Consider the following 16,846-nt stretch of genomic DNA (forward strand, 5'->3'; position numbering starts at 1 on the left):
TCCCGACGTCGTACAAAGCGTTTCCAGCCATAAAAAAGCCTCCCATTTCTTGTGTCCAAGAAATGGGAGGCAGTTCATAATGGCAGCGGGGCTCTGTAAGCTATGAGCGATATCGCTTAGAGCTTGATGTCGATGTCGACGCCAGCGGGGAGGTCGAGACGCATGAGCGAATCAACGGTGCCCGAGGTGGGGTCGAGGATGTCGATGAGGCGCTTGTGGGTGCGCATCTCGAACTGCTCACGGGAGTCCTTGTTCACGTGCGGCGAGCGGATAACCGTGTACAGGTTGCGCTCGGTGGGCAGGGGGACAGGACCGGAAACGCGAGCACCGGTCTTCTGAGCGGTCTCGACGATGAGCTTCGCGGACTGATCGACGACCTCGTGATCATAGCCCTTGAGGCGAATGCGGATCTTCTGGGTAGCCAACTTAAACCTCCAAAGAGTGCGAGAGATGTTCTCGCGGATTACGTAACAGGGAGCTCGAACTTAGGCGTTCTTGCTCATGACCTCGTCCACGATGGACTTGGGCGCGGGCTCATAAGAGTCGAACTGCATCGTGTAGGATGCACGGCCCTGGGTCTGGGAGCGAAGGTCGGTAGCGTAACCGAACATCTCGCCCAGCGGCACCTTGGCGCGGATGAGCTTGCTGTTCTTGCGATCCTCCATGCCCTCGATCTTGCCGCGGCGACCGGAGAGGTTGCCCATGACGTCGCCCATGTACTGCTCGGGGGTCTCGACCTCGACAGCCATGATCGGCTCGAGCAGCTGCGGGTCGGACTTCTTGAGGGCGTCCTTGATAGCCATGGAACCGGCGATCTTGAAGGCGGCCTCGGAGGAGTCGACCTCGTGGTAAGAACCGTCGAACAGGGTGACCTTAACGTCGAGGACCGGGAAGCCGGCGATAACACCGGTGTTCAGGGCCTCCTGGATGCCCTTGTCGATGGACGGGATGTACTCCTTGGGCACGACGCCGCCGACGATAGCGTTGACGAACTCGTAGCCGAAGCCCTCCTCCATCTTCTCGAGCTTGATGACGGCGTGGCCGTACTGACCGCGACCGCCGGACTGACGGACGAACTTGCCCTCAGCCTTCTCGACGTCGTGACCGGCGGTCTCGCGGTAGGCAACCTGGGGCTTACCGACGTTAGCGTCAACCTTGAACTCGCGGAGCAGACGGTCGACGATGATCTCGAGGTGCAGCTCGCCCATGCCGGCGATGATGGTCTGGCCGGTCTCGTGGTTGGTGGACACCTGGAAGGTCGGGTCCTCCTCGGCGAGCTTGGTCAGAGCCAGGGACATCTTGTCCTGCTCGGCCTTGGTCTTGGGCTCGATGGCAACGTCAATAACGGGCTTAGCGAACTCGATCTTCTCGAGGACGATCTCCTTGCCCTCGGCGCACAGGGTGTCACCGGTGGTGGAGTTCTTGAAGCCGACGCAAGCGACGATGTCGCCGGCGGCAGCGTCGTCACGGTCGATACGCTCGGCGGCGTTCATCTCGAGGATGCGGCCGAGGCGCTCGCGCTGACCGTTGGAAGCGTTGACCACGTAAGAGCCGGACTCGGCGCGGCCGGAGTAAACGCGGACATAGGTGAGCTTACCGACGAACGGGTCGGTCATGATCTTGAAGACCAGGCCGGAGAAGGGCTCGTCGAAGGAAGGATGACGCTGAATCTCCTCGCCGGTGTCCGGATCGGTACCGGTGACGGCCTCAACGTCGAGCGGGCTGGGCAGGTAGTCGACGACAGCGTCGAGCAGCTCCTGAACGCCCTTGTTCTTGTAGGCGGAACCCACGAAGACGAGGTTGAGCTCGTTGGCCAGAACGCCCTTGCGCAGAGCAGCCTTGAGCTCCTCGACGGTGAAGTCCTCCTCCATGAGGATCTTCTCCATGAGCTCGTCGTCAAAGCTGGCAGCAGCGTCAAGGAGCTCCTCGCGCTTGGTGGCAGCGATGTCGGCAAACTCAGCCGGGATCTCGTCCATCGGCTCGGGGTAGGTCATACCCTTCTCGTCGGCCTTGAAGTCCCATGCGGTCATGGTGACCAGGTCGATAACGCCCCAGAAGTTGTCCTCGGCGCCCATCGGGACCTGAGCGGCCACGGCGTTAGCGTCGAGACGATCCTTCATGGTCTCGATAGCGTTGAAGAAGTCAGCGCCCACGCGGTCATACTTGTTGATGAAGGCGATGCGAGGGACGTTGAAGGTAGAAGCCTGACGCCAAACGGTCTCAGACTGGGGCTGAACGCCGGCAACGGCGTCGAAGACGGCGACAGCGCCATCGAGGACGCGCAGGCAGCGCTCGACCTCGGCGGTGAAGTCAACGTGGCCCGGGGTGTCGATGATCTGGATGCGGTAGTCCTTACCGTCCTTGTTCCAGAAGCACGTGGTAGCAGCGGAGGTAATGGTTACGCCGCGCTCCTGCTCCTGAACCATCCAGTCCATGGTGGCAGCACCCTCATGGACCTCACCGATCTTGTGGGTCTTACCGGTGTAGTAAAGAATACGCTCGGTCGTGGTGGTCTTACCGGCATCGATGTGAGCCATGATGCCGATGTTACGGGTATCGGAAAGCTTGTACTTAGGCTTAGCCATGTTAGTTCCTTACCTTAACTTACCAACGATAGTGAGAGAACGCGCGGTTGGCCTCGGCCATCTTGAAGACGTCCTCACGCTTCTTGACGGAAGCGCCCAGGCCGTTGGAGGCGTCGAGGATCTCGTTGGCGAGACGCTCGGCCATGGTCTTCTCCTTGCGAGCGCGGGAGAAGTTGACGATCCAGCGGATACCCAGAGCGGTGGAACGACGGGAGTTGACCTCCATCGGGACCTGATAGGTAGCGCCACCGACACGCTTGGGCTTAACCTCGAGCGTGGGCTTGACGTTGTCCATAGCCTTCTTGAAGGTAGCGAGAGCGTCGCCACCCTCGGACTTCTCGGCAACGATCTCGAAAGCGGTGTAAACGATGCGCTCAGCGGTGGCCTTCTTGCCGTCAAGAAGGACCTTGTTGATGAGCTGAGTCACCAGGCGGTTGTTGTAAACGGCGTCAGGCTGAACCTCACGACGATTAGCTGCTGCACGACGCGGCATGTGAAATCTCCTTAAGTGTCTACCGTGCGGCCCTTAGGCGGCACACGGCGAAAGTATCAAAACGTTATCTGGCTTATTTAGCCTTGGGGCGCTTAGCACCGTACTTGGAACGGGCCTGCATACGGTTCTGGACCGGAGCAGCGTCGTAGGCGCCACGGATGACGTGATAACGGACACCAGGGAGGTCACGGACACGACCGCCGCGGACGAGCACGATGGAGTGCTCCTGCAGGTTGTGGCCCTCACCCGGGATGTAAGCAGTAACTTCGATGCCGTTGACAAGGCGAACACGGGCAACCTTACGAAGAGCCGAGTTCGGCTTCTTGGGGCTCGTGGTGAAGACGCGGGTGCACACGCCGCGCTTCTGGGAGTTGTGCTGCAGAGCAGCGTTCTTGGACTTCTTGGGCACGGAACGACGGCCCTGGCGAACCAGCTGGTTAATAGTAGGCAAAGCGTACTCCTTCTCGAATGATTCCAGCTTTCTGTAAAGTGCAACGGCTTGAATCGAGGGGTCAGCATCCCCCTACGAAACACGCAGTTCGATAGGATACGTGGCGTTAGCTGTGCCGTCAACAGACCACGCCGCCGGGCGTATCCCAAAAATGGCACATTTCCGCAAAGCCTACACAAAAGGAATCCCCTCCTGTGCGCGGTGGCGGATTCCCGGCCCGGACGGCGCGGGGGTTAAGTTTGCTGCTCTACAGTCCTGGCTCGCACGGAGAGCACATTAAGTGCTCTCCGGCTCGTGCGGAACTCGCGACAAACTTAACCCCGCGCCGTCCGGGCCGGGAATCCGACGTGCTCGTCGGGGCAACGTTACCTGCCAAAAAGGGACAGGTTTATTTTGGTCGGTTTTATCTGGGAAAACGCCGCTCTTCACGGTGATCCGCATCCATTTGCCACGTTCTTCCGATAATCAGACAAATAGCGTTCAATCTAACCATCCATATAACGCAAAATAGACCGCTTCCCCTCTTGGGAAGCGGCCTAGACCTTACGAATAGACGATAGTAAAGGGTACTTTCGTTTCGGTCTCCCCCGTTGATGTGTACCTCGTGCCCTCAAGGGTTACCGAGACCACTTGATCGACATTGATCAGTTTTGTCGGAACCCAGATGTTCTCTCCGCTATTGCGTGCCATCGAAACATAGAAATTGTACGCCCCTGCGTCGTCATCTTCGATAATCTGCTCTGACCCATCCTTGTAGCTGACGGTCAGTTTATGATCAACTGCTTCATAGCCCAGATCATCGATGTGCGTCTGGATGGAAAACGGGCTGATCTCGAGAGGCGAGTCGTCGGAGCGGAGCTCCTTTGTATCGACGTGCGCTCCGACGTTAAACTCTGGCGTCGATACCTCGATCACCTTCGCATCCTCACCTTTGCCCTCCGTCCAACTGATATTCCAGGTGACCGCATGTCGTAAATCTCGATCGCGATTCCAAGATGCAAAGTACATCGTGCCGTTAATGACCGTGTCGCTTGATGTGTCTTTATCAATGGTGCAGCGTGTATCAGCCCATTCCTCGCCGAAGTTCATGCTGGGTGTACTGACGCCCCCTTCTTCTTCACCATAGAGAACAAGTTCGCCAAGCTCTGCCGCCGGCTTGTAGTAGTTAACGCCATTCGGATTGGACAATGTAAACGTCACAGCACCGCAACCGTTTTTATCGATAGCCATATCATGAATGTCGAGTGTGTAGCCGTTGCCCTCGACGGACAGATTGACCTTCTGTACTGAACCCTCCAAGCTTTGGGGCGCGATACCATCACCAAACTCTCTGGTGTAGGTATATTTCGTCCCCGACGAGCCGCCATTTGTCCAGGTAACGGACTCTCCGTTGCCATGGTTTCCCCAGGCAGAGGCAAAATAACTGGAATTGACGACGGCGTAGGCGACCCCTCCGGTCGCCAGCACTCCGGCAAGACATCCGATCACGGCAACATACAGAGGCTTCGCGTGGCCCTTTCGATGAAGCGGCTCACCCGCAGCAGCATCAATAACACGGTCGGCAAGATCGCTATCGGCTTGGATGGACTCGAAGGCCTGCTTGATTTGATTGGATTTCACGGTCGCCCTCCTCTAGGATGAATTTGAGCTTCGATCGACCACGAGCTAAACGCGTTCGAACGGTCGCGGCTGGCACATGCAGCAACTCGGCAATCTCTGAAGTCGAGAAGCCCAGATAGTAATAGAGCACGATGGGAACACGGAATCGCTCCGGAAGTCGCATAACGTCTGATAGGACCGCCTTGGTCTCCTCCTGCGCCGTCGAAAGCGAATCGGCCAGGTTCTCAATATCCTCCACACGCCTCCACGGCTTTCGAAAGAGAGATTTGCATTCATTGATCGTGACCCGGATAAGCCATCGACGAAGATGCTCCCAGCCTTCAAAATGCGTATCGCTTTTGAGCAACTTAAGAAAGACGTCTTGTGCAACATCGTCGGCATCGGCGCGATCGCGCAGGTACGTCAACGCGATTCGAAACACGACATCCCGGTGATCTTCGACCGCCAGTCTAAATGCTTGTTCTTCCATAATCACCTCCCGGTGACGTTAATGGTTCTCGATGAGGCCCTCACCATAGATACGCTCTTGCCGGACTAAATGTTTCAAATTCAAGCAGGAAAAACCTACCAAAATTAATCCGTCCCTTTTTGGCAAGGGATCAACGGAACGCAACAGGTTGAGCATACGCAAGCGAGCGGCCCCCAGAGCGTACAAGGTGGCATGAAAAAGGCAGGGCATTGACCTTTTGGTCATGCCCTGCCTTTTGAATGACAGATTGTAGCTCTGGGGGCCGCGCAGCGACGGAGGTTGCCGCCGTTCGTTAGAACGGCGGAACTAGTTACTCCTCGTCGTTGTCCTTGGCCTCTTCGGCGTCGTCGGTGTCCACGAGCTGGTTGAGCAGCTCGTCGAGGGAAGCCATGTCCTCGTTGATGGCACCGTTGGCAGGAGCCTTTTTGTCGTCGATCGGGGCGCCCAGGAGCTCCTCGTCGGCGTCGGCGTGATGCGACGGCGTGGCGGAGGTGCCCAGCAGGATGTCGTCCGGACCGTCGGGGCTAAAGACCATCTGCAGCAGCTGCGAGAGGTCTTCCTCGTCGGCAACGTCGTCGTTGTTCTCGAGGATGTAGAGCAGGTCGTGGGCCTCCAGGCCGTCACGGAGCTCCTCGATCGCCTTGGCACCGATGCCATCGATGCGCAGCAGATCCTCCTCGGACTTGCCGACCAGGTCGCCGACCGTCTCGATGCCGATCTCACTGAACTTGTTGGTCCAGCGCTGCGACACGCCCAGGTCGTCGAACAGGTACAGGCGAGCCTTCTCGGCGGAGATGGTGTGGCCGTTGCGGGTGAACGACCCGTCAGCACCGCCGAACTCGTCGTAGCCGGCCCAATCGAGCTGCTGCGGGAGCTGCTCGTCCAGGTCCTTGAGCTCCACAGGAGCCCACTCGGGCAGCGACTTGGCGTTGGGCGAAGCCGGGCCGTCGATGTCGACATAGCCGTCGGCCGTGCGATACGTCAGCTTGGCGTTGGCGTACGGCTTGAGGCCAGTACCAGCCGGGATCTTCTTACCGACGATGACGTTGGACTTAAGGTCGAGCAGGTGGTCGACCTTGCCCTCGATGGCAGCCTCGGTAAGGACGCCGGCGGTGCGGATGAACGAAGCGCTCGACAGCCAGGAGTCGATGTTGGACGCGACCTTGAGCGTACCCAGGATGACGGGCTCGGCCACGGGAGCCTGACCGCCCAGACGGGCAACGCGCTCGACCTCGTCGGCGAACTCGTAGCGGTCGACGTACTGACCAAGCAGGTACTTGGAGTCGCCGGGGTTGGTGATCTGAACGCGACGCAGCATCTGACGTGCGAGTACCTCGATGTGCTTGTCGTTCAGGTCGACGCCCTGGCTGGTGTAGACGTCCTTGACGCTCTCGACGAAGGTGTGCATCGTCGACTCGATGTCGGTCAGCTTGCGCAGGTTGCGGAAGTTGACGAAGCCCTTGGTGATCTGGTCGCCGGCGCGAACCTCGCAGCCGTCCTCGATCTCGGGCATGAAGCGCACCGAAGCGGGGACGCGACGCTCGTCAAGGACACGGGTGTGATCCTCGGAGTCGGTGAGCGTCAGCACGTACTCGGACTTCTCGGGCTTAATCGAGAGGTGACCGGAGTACGGAGCCAGCTCGGCCTCGCGACCCAGAATCTTCTCGTTGACGTTGCCGACGATATCGAACATACGGCTGACCGTAGGCAGACCCTGCGTAATATCGTCGACGCCAGCGACGCCGCCGGAGTGAATGGTACGCATCGTAAGCTGCGTACCGGGCTCGCCGATGGACTGGGCGGCAATAATGCCGACTGCGGTACCGATAGCGACCGGACGACGGGTGGAAAGATCCCAGCCGTAGCACTTCTGGCACACGCCGTACTTGGAGCGGCAGGTGAGCAGCGCGCGGAGCTTAACCTTCTTGAGGCCCGCATCGACCATCTTCTGGATGTCGGCGACCTTCTCGATGTAGCCGTCCTGCTCAAAGAGCACGGTGCCATCGGGAGCCACGACGTCCTCGATGAAGCAACGGCCGACGAGGTCGGTGTTGAGGTCGGTGGTGCCGGGGATGATGAGGTTGTAGGTGACGCCCTCGTGCGTACCGCAGTCCTCCTCGCGGACGATGACGTCCTGGGCCACGTCGACCAGACGACGGGTCAGGTAACCAGAGTCCGAGGTGTGGGATGCGGTATCGACCAGGCCCTTACGGGCGCCGTAGGTCGAAATGAAGTACTCGAGCGGCAGCAGGCCCTCGCGGAAGTTCGCCTTAATGGGAAGGTCGATCGTCTCGCCGGACATGTCTGCCATCAGGCCACGCATGCCGCCGAGCTGACGCAGCTGGGTCTTAGAACCACGGGCGCCGGAGTCGGCCATCATGTACAGCGGGTTCTCCTCGTCGAACATGTCGAGCATGAGCGCTGCAACCTTATCGGTACAAGCGGTCCACTCGTTAACGACTTCGATGTGGCGCTCCGTCTCGTTGATGAAGCCCTCCTCGAAGTACTCGTTGATCTGGTCGACGTTGGCCTGGGCGCGGTCGAGCAGCTCCTGCTTCTCGGCAGGGATGAGAGCGTCCCACACCGAGATGGTGAGGCCGGCGCGGGTAGCGTAGTGGAAGCCGGAGTACTTGATGGCGTCGAGGATCGGGCCGACCTTGGCCTCGGGGTAACGATCGCAGCAGTCCGCAACCAGCTTGGCCACGTCGCCCTTGACCATCTTGTAGTTCATGAACTCGTAGTCTTCGGGCAGGCACTGACGGTTGAAGATAATGCGGCCGATAGAGGTCTCGAAGCGAGCGGTCTTGTTGCCGGTGACGTCGTAGTCGACGAACTCGTTCTTGCCGTTCTTGACGCGGAAGATACGGGTGCCGTCCTCGTTGATGACGTTGGCATCGGCAGCTGACACGCGAACCTGGATCTTGGCCTGCATGTCGACCTCGGAACGGCAGTCATAGGCGTGCAGCGCGTCGTCGAAGCTGGCGAACACGTGGTTCTCGCCCGGCAGACCGTCGCGGACCTGGGTCAGGTAGTACACACCGATGATCATATCCTGCGAGGGGATGTTGACCGGCTTGCCGGATGCCGGCGAGCGCAGGTTGTTCGCAGAGAGCATGAGCACGCGAGCCTCGGCCTGAGCCTGGCTGGACAGCGGCACGTGGACAGACATCTGGTCGCCGTCGAAGTCGGCGTTGAAGGGCGAGCAGACCAGCGGGTGCAGGTGGATAGCCTTGCCCTCGACCAGCACCGGCTCAAAGGCCTGGATGGACAGACGGTGCAGGGTCGGTGCGCGGTTGAGCAGCACGACGCGGCCGTCGATGACCTCTTCGAGGATGTCCCACACAAAGGTGGCACCGCGGTCGATAGCGCGCTTGGCGCCCTTGATGTTCTCGACCTTGCCAAGCTCGACCAGGCGCTTCATGACGAAGGGCTTGAAGAGCTCCAGCGCCATGGTCTTGGGCAGACCGCACTGGTGCAGCAGCAGCTTGGGGTCGGTAACGATTACCGAACGGCCGGAATAGTCGACACGCTTACCCAGCAGGTTCTGACGGAAGCGACCCTGCTTGCCCTTGAGGGCCTCGGCGAGCGACTTGAGCGGGCGACCGCCACGGCCAGAGACCGGGCGACCACGACGGCCGTTGTCGAACAGGGCGTCCACGGACTCCTGGAGCATGCGCTTCTCGTTGTTCACGATGATCGCAGGGGCGTCCAGGTCGAGCAGGCGCTTGAGTCGGTTGTTACGGTTGATCACGCGACGGTACAGGTCGTTGAGGTCGGACGCGGCGAAGCGGCCGCCGTCGAGCTGGACCATCGGGCGCAGATCGGGCGGAATGACCGGGATGACGTCCAGGATCATGTTCGCGGGGCTGTTGCCGCCCTTCAGGAAGGCGTCAACGACCTCGAGGCGCTTAACGGCCTTCTCGCGCTTCTGCTTCTGGGAGTCCTCGTCGGCGATGATGGCCTTGAGCTTCTCGGCCTCGGAGGGGAGGTCGATGGCAGCGAGCAGGTCGCGGACGGCCTCGGCACCCATGCCACCCTTGAAGTACATGGAGTAGTAGCGGGTCATCTCGCGGAACAGCGGCTCATCGGAGATGAGGTCGCGCTCGGTGAGCTTCATGAAGGCGTTGAAGGCGTCCGTACGGAGCTGCTTCTCGTCCTTGCACTCTTCCTCGATGTCAACGATGCCAGAGGCGATCTCCTCGGGGGTCAGCGGCTCCTCGTCAGAGAACTCGTCAAAGTTCTCGGGGTCGCCCTGCTCCTTGAGGGACTCGATCTGGCGGGCGCACTCGGCATCGATCTCTTCCAGATCGGCGGCGAGCTCCTCGCGCAGGTCGTCGGCGTCGGCCTCGCGGGCCTCATAGTCGACCTCGGTGATGATGTAGCTGGCAAAGTACAGAACCTTCTCGAGGTCCTTGGACTTGATGTCGAGCATACGGCTCATCGGGAAGCTCGTGGGGCTCTTGAAGTACCAGATGTGGGACACGGGAGCGGCGAGCTCGATGTGACCCATGCGGTCGCGACGCACCTTGGCCGAGGTGACCTCGACGCCGCAGCGCTCGCAGACGATGCCCTTAAAGCGGATGCCCTTGTACTTGCCGCAGGAGCACTCCCAGTCCTTGGCGGGACCGAAGATCTTCTCGCAGAACAGGCCGTCCTTCTCGGGCTTGAGGGTACGGTAATTGATGGTCTCCGGCTTCTTGACCTCACCGTGCGACCAGGAACGGATCTGGTCGGCGGAGGCAAGGGAGATCTTTACCGAGTCAAAATCAGTAGCTTCGAAATCTGCCACAGTCAACTACTCCTTATCAGTGGTCGTGGCGGCGACAGCCTCGGGTGCCTCGGCGGTCTCGGCATCCTCGGCCTCGACGTCGGCGTCAACGCCGGCGAGCGCAGCCAGGTCGTCGAGAGCGGAGGTCTCCTCGGCGGTCACAGGGGCGGAGGCGTCCTCGTCGGCATCGTGCATGGGCTCGATGTCCAGTGCGAGGGAGCGGATCTCCTTGACGAGAACCTTGAAGGACTCGGGGATACCCGGGACAGGAACGTTCTCGCCCTTGACGATGGACTCGTAGGTCTTGACGCGGCCCACGGTATCGTCGGACTTGACGGTCAGGATCTCCTGCAGGACGTTGGAAGCACCGTAAGCGTACAGTGCCCAAACTTCCATCTCGCCGAAGCGCTGGCCGCCGAACTGAGCCTTGCCGCCCAGAGGCTGCTGGGTAACCAGGCTGTAAGGGCCGGTCGAACGAGCGTGGATCTTGTCGTCGACCATGTGGCCGAGCTTGAGGATGTAGGACGTACCCACGGTAATGGGCTCGCGGAACTCCTCGCCGGTGCGGCCGTCGAACAGACGGGTCTTGCCGCGCTCGTCAAGCTGGGTGACGAACTCGGGGCGCATGTGATCGCCAAAGGCAGCGGTGGCCTTGTTGAGCATGTTCTTGTTGGCACGACGGATGACCTCGGCGATCTCGTCCTCCTTGGCGCCGTCGAAGACGGGCGTCGCGGTGAAGAACGGACCGGGGACGTACTTGTCGGAGTCGGCCTGCTCGGTATCCCAACCGCAGGCGGCAGCCCAGCCAAGGTGGCACTCGAGCAGCTGGCCGACGTTCATACGCGAAGGAACGCCCAGCGGGTTGAGGATAACGTCGATCGGGGTACCGTCAGCCATGTAGGGCATGTCCTCGACCGGCAGAACGTTACAGATAACACCCTTGTTGCCGTGGCGGCCGGCGATCTTATCGCCCTGCTGGATCTTACGACGCTGGGCGACGTAGACGCGCACCTGCTCGTTGACGCCGGGGGCCAGGTCGTCGCCGTTCTCGCGGCTAAAGCGGACGACGTCGATGACGCGGCCGTAAGCGCCGTGAGGCATCTTAAGGGAGGTATCGCGGACATCGTGGGCCTTGGCACCGAAGATGGCGCGCAGCAGGCGCTCCTCGGCGGTCAGAGCGCTCTCGCCCTTAGGCGTGACCTTGCCGACCAGGATGTCGCCAGGGCCGACCTCGGCGCCGATGCGGATGATGCCGTCCTCGTCGAGGTTGGCAAGCATGTCCTCGGAGAGGTTCGGGATCTCGCGGGTGATCTCCTCGGGGCCGAGCTTGGTGTCGCGGGCGTCGATCTCGTGACGGGTAATGTTGATGGTCGTCAGCAGGTCCTCGGCCACCAGGCGCTCGGACACGACGATACCGTCCTCGTAGTTAAAGCCTTCCCACGGCATGTAGGCCACGGTGAGGTTCTGGCCCAGTGCGAGCTCGCCGTGATCGGTCGAAGGACCGTCGGCCAGAGGCTCGCCCTGCTCAACGGTGTCACCGACGCGCACGAGCGGACGGTGGTTGATGCAGGTGGACTGGTTGGAGCGCTGGTACTTGGCCAGGTGATACTCGTCCATGCCGCCGGCATGCTTAACGATGATCTTGGCGGCGTCGGCAAAGATGACCTCGCCGGCGTTCTTGGCCAAGGTGACCTCGCCGGAGTCCAGAGCGGCGCGACGCTCCATGCCGGTACCGACATAGGGAGCGGCGGGGTGAACCAGCGGCACGGCCTGACGCTGCATGTTAGCGCCCATCAGCGTACGCTTGGCGTCGTCGTGCTCAAGGAACGGGATCAGCGTGGCTGCGACGGAGAGCATCTGACGCGGCGAGACGTCCATGTAGTCGACGTCCTCGACGGGCACGTCGGCGGGAGCGCCGAAGGAGCCGTCGAAGTCGCGAGTACGGGCGATCACGGCGTGCGGACGGACGATCTTGCCCTCAGCATCGGTCGTGATGAACTCGTTGGTCTTGGGATCGAGCGGCGTGTTGGCCGGCGCGATGACGTGCTTCTCTTCCTCGTCAGCGGTCATCCAGTCGATCTGGTCGGTGGCAACGCCGTTCTCGACACGACGGAACGGGGCCTCGATGAAGCCATACTCGTTGACGCGGGCGTAGAGGGCGAGCGAGCCGATCAGGCCGATGTTGGGGCCTTCGGGGGTCTCGATCGGGCACATGCGGCTGTAGTGCGAGTTGTGAACGTCGCGGACGGCCGTCGGCACGTTGGTGCGGCGGCTGGAGCCGGACTTGTGGCCGGCAAGACCACCAGGGCCGAGTGCGGACAGACGGCGCTTGTGGGTCAGACCGGTCAGGGGGTTCGCCTGGTCCATGAACTGCGAGAGCTGCGAGGAACCGAAGAACTCCTTGATGGAGGCCACGATCGGGCGGATGTTGATGAGCGACTGCGGGGTGATCTCGTCGATGTCCTGGGAGCTCATGCGCTCACGGACGACGCGCTCCATACGGCTCATGCCGATACGGAACTGGTTGGCGACGAGCTCGCCGACGGTACGGATGCGGCGGTTGCCGAAGTGGTCGATGTCGTCGACCTTGAAACCCTGCTCGCCGGCAGCGAGGGACAGGAGGTAGCGCAGCGTCGCGACGATATCCTCGTCGGTGAGCACCGTGACCTCTTCCTCGGTGGTGAGGTTGAGCTTCTTGTTGACCTTGTAACGACCGACGCGGGCCAGGTCGTAGCGCTGCGGGTTGAAGAGCAGACCCTCGAGCAGGCTGCGGGAAGCGTCCACGGTGGGAGGCTCGCCCGGGCGCAGGCGACGGTAGATCTCGATGAGGGCGTCCTCGCGAGTGAGGGCGGTGTCGCGCTCCAGGGTGCGCTTGATCACATCGGAGTTGCCGAGCAGCTCGATGATGTCGTCGTTGGTGACGGCGATGCCAAGGGCGCGCAGGAACATCGTGGCGCTCTGCTTGCGCTTACGGTCGATAGAGACCATGAGCTGGTCGCGCTTGTCGACCTCAAACTCAAGCCAGGCACCGCGGGACGGGATAATCTGGGCCTTGTAGATCTGCTTGCCCGAATCCATCTCGGAGCTGTAGTACACGCCCGGGGAGCGGACGAGCTGCGAGACGACGATACGCTCGGTACCGTTGATGATGAAGGTGCCCTGATCGGTCATCATGGGGAAGTCGCCCATGAAGACGAGCTGCTCCTTGATCTCGCCGGTCTCCTTGTTGGTGAGACGGACGTCGGTCAGAAGCGGAGCCTGATAGGTCATATCCTTCTCGCGGCACTCCTCGACGGTGTGCGCGGGGTCGCCGAACTGATGCTCGCCGAAGGTAACCTCGAGAACATGGTTCTGACTCTGGATGGGGCTGGATTCCTTGAACGCCTCACGAAGGCCCTCGTCCTTAAAACGCTCAAAGGATTCCCTCTGAACAGAGATAAGGTTGGGGAGCTCCATGGCCTCCGGGATTTTCCCGAAGCTGACGCGCTTGCGCTCAGTGGCAGTGTATGCGTAGGTCACCAGGTTTTTCCTCCTTCACGGAAATGCTCGGTGGGTTGGCGAGGCATAGCTTCGCCAGTTATCGCAACCTAATAGTTTATCAGGTACCGACCGTTGGGCAAGAAAAGCCTTGACGCGATTGAGTTTTTGGAGTAGCAAAGTTTTTCGACAGAAAATGCGCAGGTAGATAGGTGTACATCGAACACCTGTTCATATATTTTCTGTGAACAGAGAGCCGACAATCGCAGCTCTTATAAAAAACGGGTGCAGACCGAAGTCTGCACCCGTAAATGTCGATGCTCGAAGGCTTATTTGCGCATCAAGCCGCCGCGCTCGTCGATGGCGTCCCAGAAGGCGCTGGCAAAGCGAGGATCGCTTGCGGCCATGAGGGCGTTGGTGGCCATCCAGCCAGACGGGGTGCCGGTGTCGTAGCCCGAAAGCGGGTCGATGACGACAGCGTACATGGCCTCACGATCGAGCGAACGTGCCATGGCGTCGGTCAGCTGGATCTCGCCGCCCTTGCCAGCCTGCTGATCGGCGAGCAGGTCCATGACCAGCGGGCTCAGCAGGTAACGGCCGACGATGTACAGGTTGGACGGAGCCGCCTCGGGAGCAGGCTTCTCGACCAGACCGCCGATGCGCCAGACAGCGCCCGGCTCGGCATCGGCAACGCCCTCGGCGCCCTCGAGCGAACCGACGCGCTCGCCGGCGATAACGCCGTAGCGACTGACTTCCTCGGGCGAGCAAGCAGCGACGGCGATAACCGAAGCGCCACCGTGCTCCTTGGAAACGGCGAGCATCTTGTCGCAGATGTCGCGGTTAGGCACAACGTAGTCGCCCAGAAGAACCAGGAAGTTCTCCCCTGCCACGGCGTCGGCAGCAGAGCGGATAGCATGGCCGAGGCCCTTGGGCTCGTACTGATAGCGGAAGTCGACCGGCATACCGCCAGCGTGGGCGACGGCATCGGCATAGGCGTTCTTGCCGCGCTCGCGCAGCAGGTTCTCGAGCGAGCGATCGGGCTGGAAGTAGCTCAGCAGCTCGGGCTTACCAGGAGAGGTAACGATGATGGCATCGTCGACCTCCTCGGGGTCGAGTGCCTCCTCGACGACATACTGAATGACCGGCTTGTCGAGCACCGGCAGCATCTCTTTGGGCGTGCACTTAGTGCCAGGCAGAAAACGCGTGCCAAGACCGGCGGCGGGGATGATTGCCTTCATGTTATTCAAGGATCCTTTCGCAGGCGCAGAATGCGCCCTATGCGTGCGGCACAGCGGCCGCAGACCAAATTGCGATACCGAAGTATCTTACCGCCGGAGACATACGTCGCCGTAAGGCAAACGCAATTCTTCAGCAGGTCAACGCAAATTATTGCTCGAATGGTGCAATTTTACGCCCCAGCGGTAACGGGATTGGCATGACGAAGACAGCGGTGTTCTGCGTGCCGAGCAATGGAAATGAGGGGCCAAAACAAAAAAGACGGGGCTCGCAATGCGAACCCCGTCTGTAAAGAAATCTGACGAGAAAGCCTGATTACTTGAGGGTGACAGCAGCGCCAGCAGCCTCGAGCTTCTCCTTGGCAGCCTCGGCGTCCTCCTTCTTGGCACCCTCGAGAACAGCCTTGGGAGCGCCCTCGACGACCTCCTTGGCCTCCTTCAGGCCAAGGTTGGTGAGCTCACGGACGGCCTTGATGACCTGGATCTTGTTGTCGCCGAAGCCCTCGAGCACGACGTCAAACTCGGTCTTCTCCTCGGCCTCAGCAGCGCCAGCAGCAGGAGCGGCGACAACAGCGGCAGGAGCAGCGGCGGAAACGCCGAAGGTGTCCTCGATAGCCTTGACGAGCTCGGAAGCCTCGAGAAGGGTCATTTCCTTAAGAGCATCGATGATCTCATCGGTGGTAAGCTTAGCCATTTCTAAGTCCTTTCGGTTTCCGTGTCTGTGCACGGAGATCAGTTAAAACACGGCGCGAATGCGCCAGGGGTGCGGCGTTGCCGCCGCGGGTGAAAACAGCGACTAGGCTGCCTTCTGCTCGGAAACCTGCTGGATCGAACGAGCGAGACCAGAGGAAACGCCGTTGACGCAGACAGCGATGTCGCGAGCGAAACCGGAGATGAGACCGGCGATCTGGCCGAGAAGCTGATCCTTGGTGGGCAGCTCGGCGATAGCCTTAACATCATCAGCGGAAACGACCTTGCCGTCGGAGATACCGCCCTTGATCTCAAGGACGCCCTTGGACTGAGCGGAGAAGTCCTTAAGGGCCTTAGCGGCCTCGACCGGCTCGGACTCGTAGAACACATAAGCGACGGGGCCGGCGAGGATCTCGTCGAGCTCGGGCTGCTCCTGGTTCTTGAGAGCGATCTTGACCAGGTTGTTCTTGTAGACCTTCATCTCGGCGCCGCACTCGCGAAGCTGATGACGCAGCTCCTGAGCCTGCTTAACCGTCAGACCGTTGTAGTTGACGACGAACAGACCGGCGTTCTCGGCGATACGGGACTCGATCTCTGCAACCTTGTCGATTTTGTACTGCTGGGGCATGAATTACACCTCCTCGAATTCTTTCCGGGCACGGTCCGCCACAAGGACGTGACGGGGGCATGTCCAAAAAGAAAGCCCCCGCGCTGCATGAGCGACGGGGGCGAGAAGACATATCTACTCGACCACCTCGGCTGGCGGGATGTCCCATTAAGCTCGCAGGCAAAGCCCGTTTGCGCCGGCTGTCTCTGGCAGCGGATTCGTGCGTGAACCGAAAGTATTATGGCGGGGACCCCGGCGTCGGTCAACGGAAAACCGGGCTGCACACAATTCCACCATCCGGCATGCGCCGCCGAAGGGCAGGCGCAAGGTTTCCGCTCGGTCAGGTCCTGGGCTCGCTCGGAAAGCACATTAAGTGCTTTCCGGCTCGTGCGGAATCTACGGAAACCTTGCGCCTGCCCTTCGGCGGCGCGTGCCTGCGTCAACTATGGGA

The 16,846-nt window shown here is 60.6% G+C and carries 11 protein-coding genes; all 11 read right to left on the minus strand.

The features are described from left to right. Positions 1 to 116 precede the first annotated feature (116 nt). Positions 117 to 425 carry a 30S ribosomal protein S10 gene (gene rpsJ / locus GT571_RS05990; RefSeq protein ID WP_022094184.1) on the minus strand — a complete coding sequence of 103 codons (309 nt, stop codon included), beginning with the start codon at positions 423 to 425 and terminating at the stop codon, positions 117 to 119. 60 nt (positions 426 to 485) lie between these two features. Further along, positions 486 to 2,585 (minus strand): elongation factor G, encoded by a 2,100-nt coding sequence (gene fusA, locus GT571_RS05995; protein WP_022094183.1) that lies wholly within the window; start codon positions 2,583 to 2,585, stop codon positions 486 to 488. 19 nt (positions 2,586 to 2,604) lie between these two features. Continuing rightward, positions 2,605 to 3,078 (minus strand): 30S ribosomal protein S7, encoded by a 474-nt coding sequence (rpsG, locus tag GT571_RS06000; RefSeq protein ID WP_006235013.1) that lies wholly within the window; start codon positions 3,076 to 3,078, stop codon positions 2,605 to 2,607. Between the two features lie 73 nt (positions 3,079 to 3,151). Then, positions 3,152 to 3,529 (minus strand): 30S ribosomal protein S12, encoded by a 378-nt coding sequence (gene rpsL, locus GT571_RS06005; RefSeq protein WP_006235012.1) that lies wholly within the window; start codon positions 3,527 to 3,529, stop codon positions 3,152 to 3,154. A 543-nt stretch (positions 3,530 to 4,072) separates the two neighbouring features. Further along, the gene (locus GT571_RS06010; RefSeq protein WP_161156073.1) at positions 4,073 to 5,149 is read right to left on the minus strand and encodes a DUF4179 domain-containing protein; all 1,077 of its coding nucleotides are present in this window, start codon (positions 5,147 to 5,149) and stop codon (positions 4,073 to 4,075) included. Beyond that, on the minus strand, positions 5,100 to 5,618 hold the full coding sequence (locus tag GT571_RS06015; protein ID WP_192934655.1) for an RNA polymerase sigma factor: 519 nt from the start codon (positions 5,616 to 5,618) through the stop codon (positions 5,100 to 5,102). The genes GT571_RS06010 and GT571_RS06015 overlap by 50 nt, the downstream gene beginning before the upstream one ends. Before the next feature lie 310 nt (positions 5,619 to 5,928). Continuing rightward, a complete protein-coding gene (locus tag GT571_RS06020) occupies positions 5,929 to 10,407 on the minus strand; it encodes a DNA-directed RNA polymerase subunit beta' (protein ID WP_338400645.1) in 4,479 nt (1,492 codons plus the stop codon). Between the two features lie 6 nt (positions 10,408 to 10,413). Continuing rightward, positions 10,414 to 13,905 (minus strand): DNA-directed RNA polymerase subunit beta, encoded by a 3,492-nt coding sequence (gene rpoB / locus GT571_RS06025; RefSeq protein WP_199584270.1) that lies wholly within the window; start codon positions 13,903 to 13,905, stop codon positions 10,414 to 10,416. A 287-nt stretch (positions 13,906 to 14,192) separates the two neighbouring features. Next, positions 14,193 to 15,101, minus strand: a complete 909-nt coding sequence (locus GT571_RS06030) for a UTP--glucose-1-phosphate uridylyltransferase (RefSeq protein ID WP_089572499.1) — start codon at positions 15,099 to 15,101, stop codon at positions 14,193 to 14,195. Positions 15,102 to 15,414: 313 nt separating this feature from the next. Beyond that, the gene (gene rplL / locus GT571_RS06035; RefSeq protein WP_006235005.1) at positions 15,415 to 15,792 is read right to left on the minus strand and encodes a 50S ribosomal protein L7/L12; all 378 of its coding nucleotides are present in this window, start codon (positions 15,790 to 15,792) and stop codon (positions 15,415 to 15,417) included. A gap of 102 nt (positions 15,793 to 15,894) precedes the next feature. Beyond that, positions 15,895 to 16,416, minus strand: a complete 522-nt coding sequence (gene rplJ, locus GT571_RS06040; RefSeq protein WP_161156078.1) for a 50S ribosomal protein L10 — start codon at positions 16,414 to 16,416, stop codon at positions 15,895 to 15,897. Positions 16,417 to 16,846 lie beyond the last annotated feature (430 nt).

This window comes from Collinsella aerofaciens (assembly GCF_009876115.1).
GTDB lineage: Bacteria > Actinomycetota > Coriobacteriia > Coriobacteriales > Coriobacteriaceae > Collinsella > Collinsella aerofaciens_N.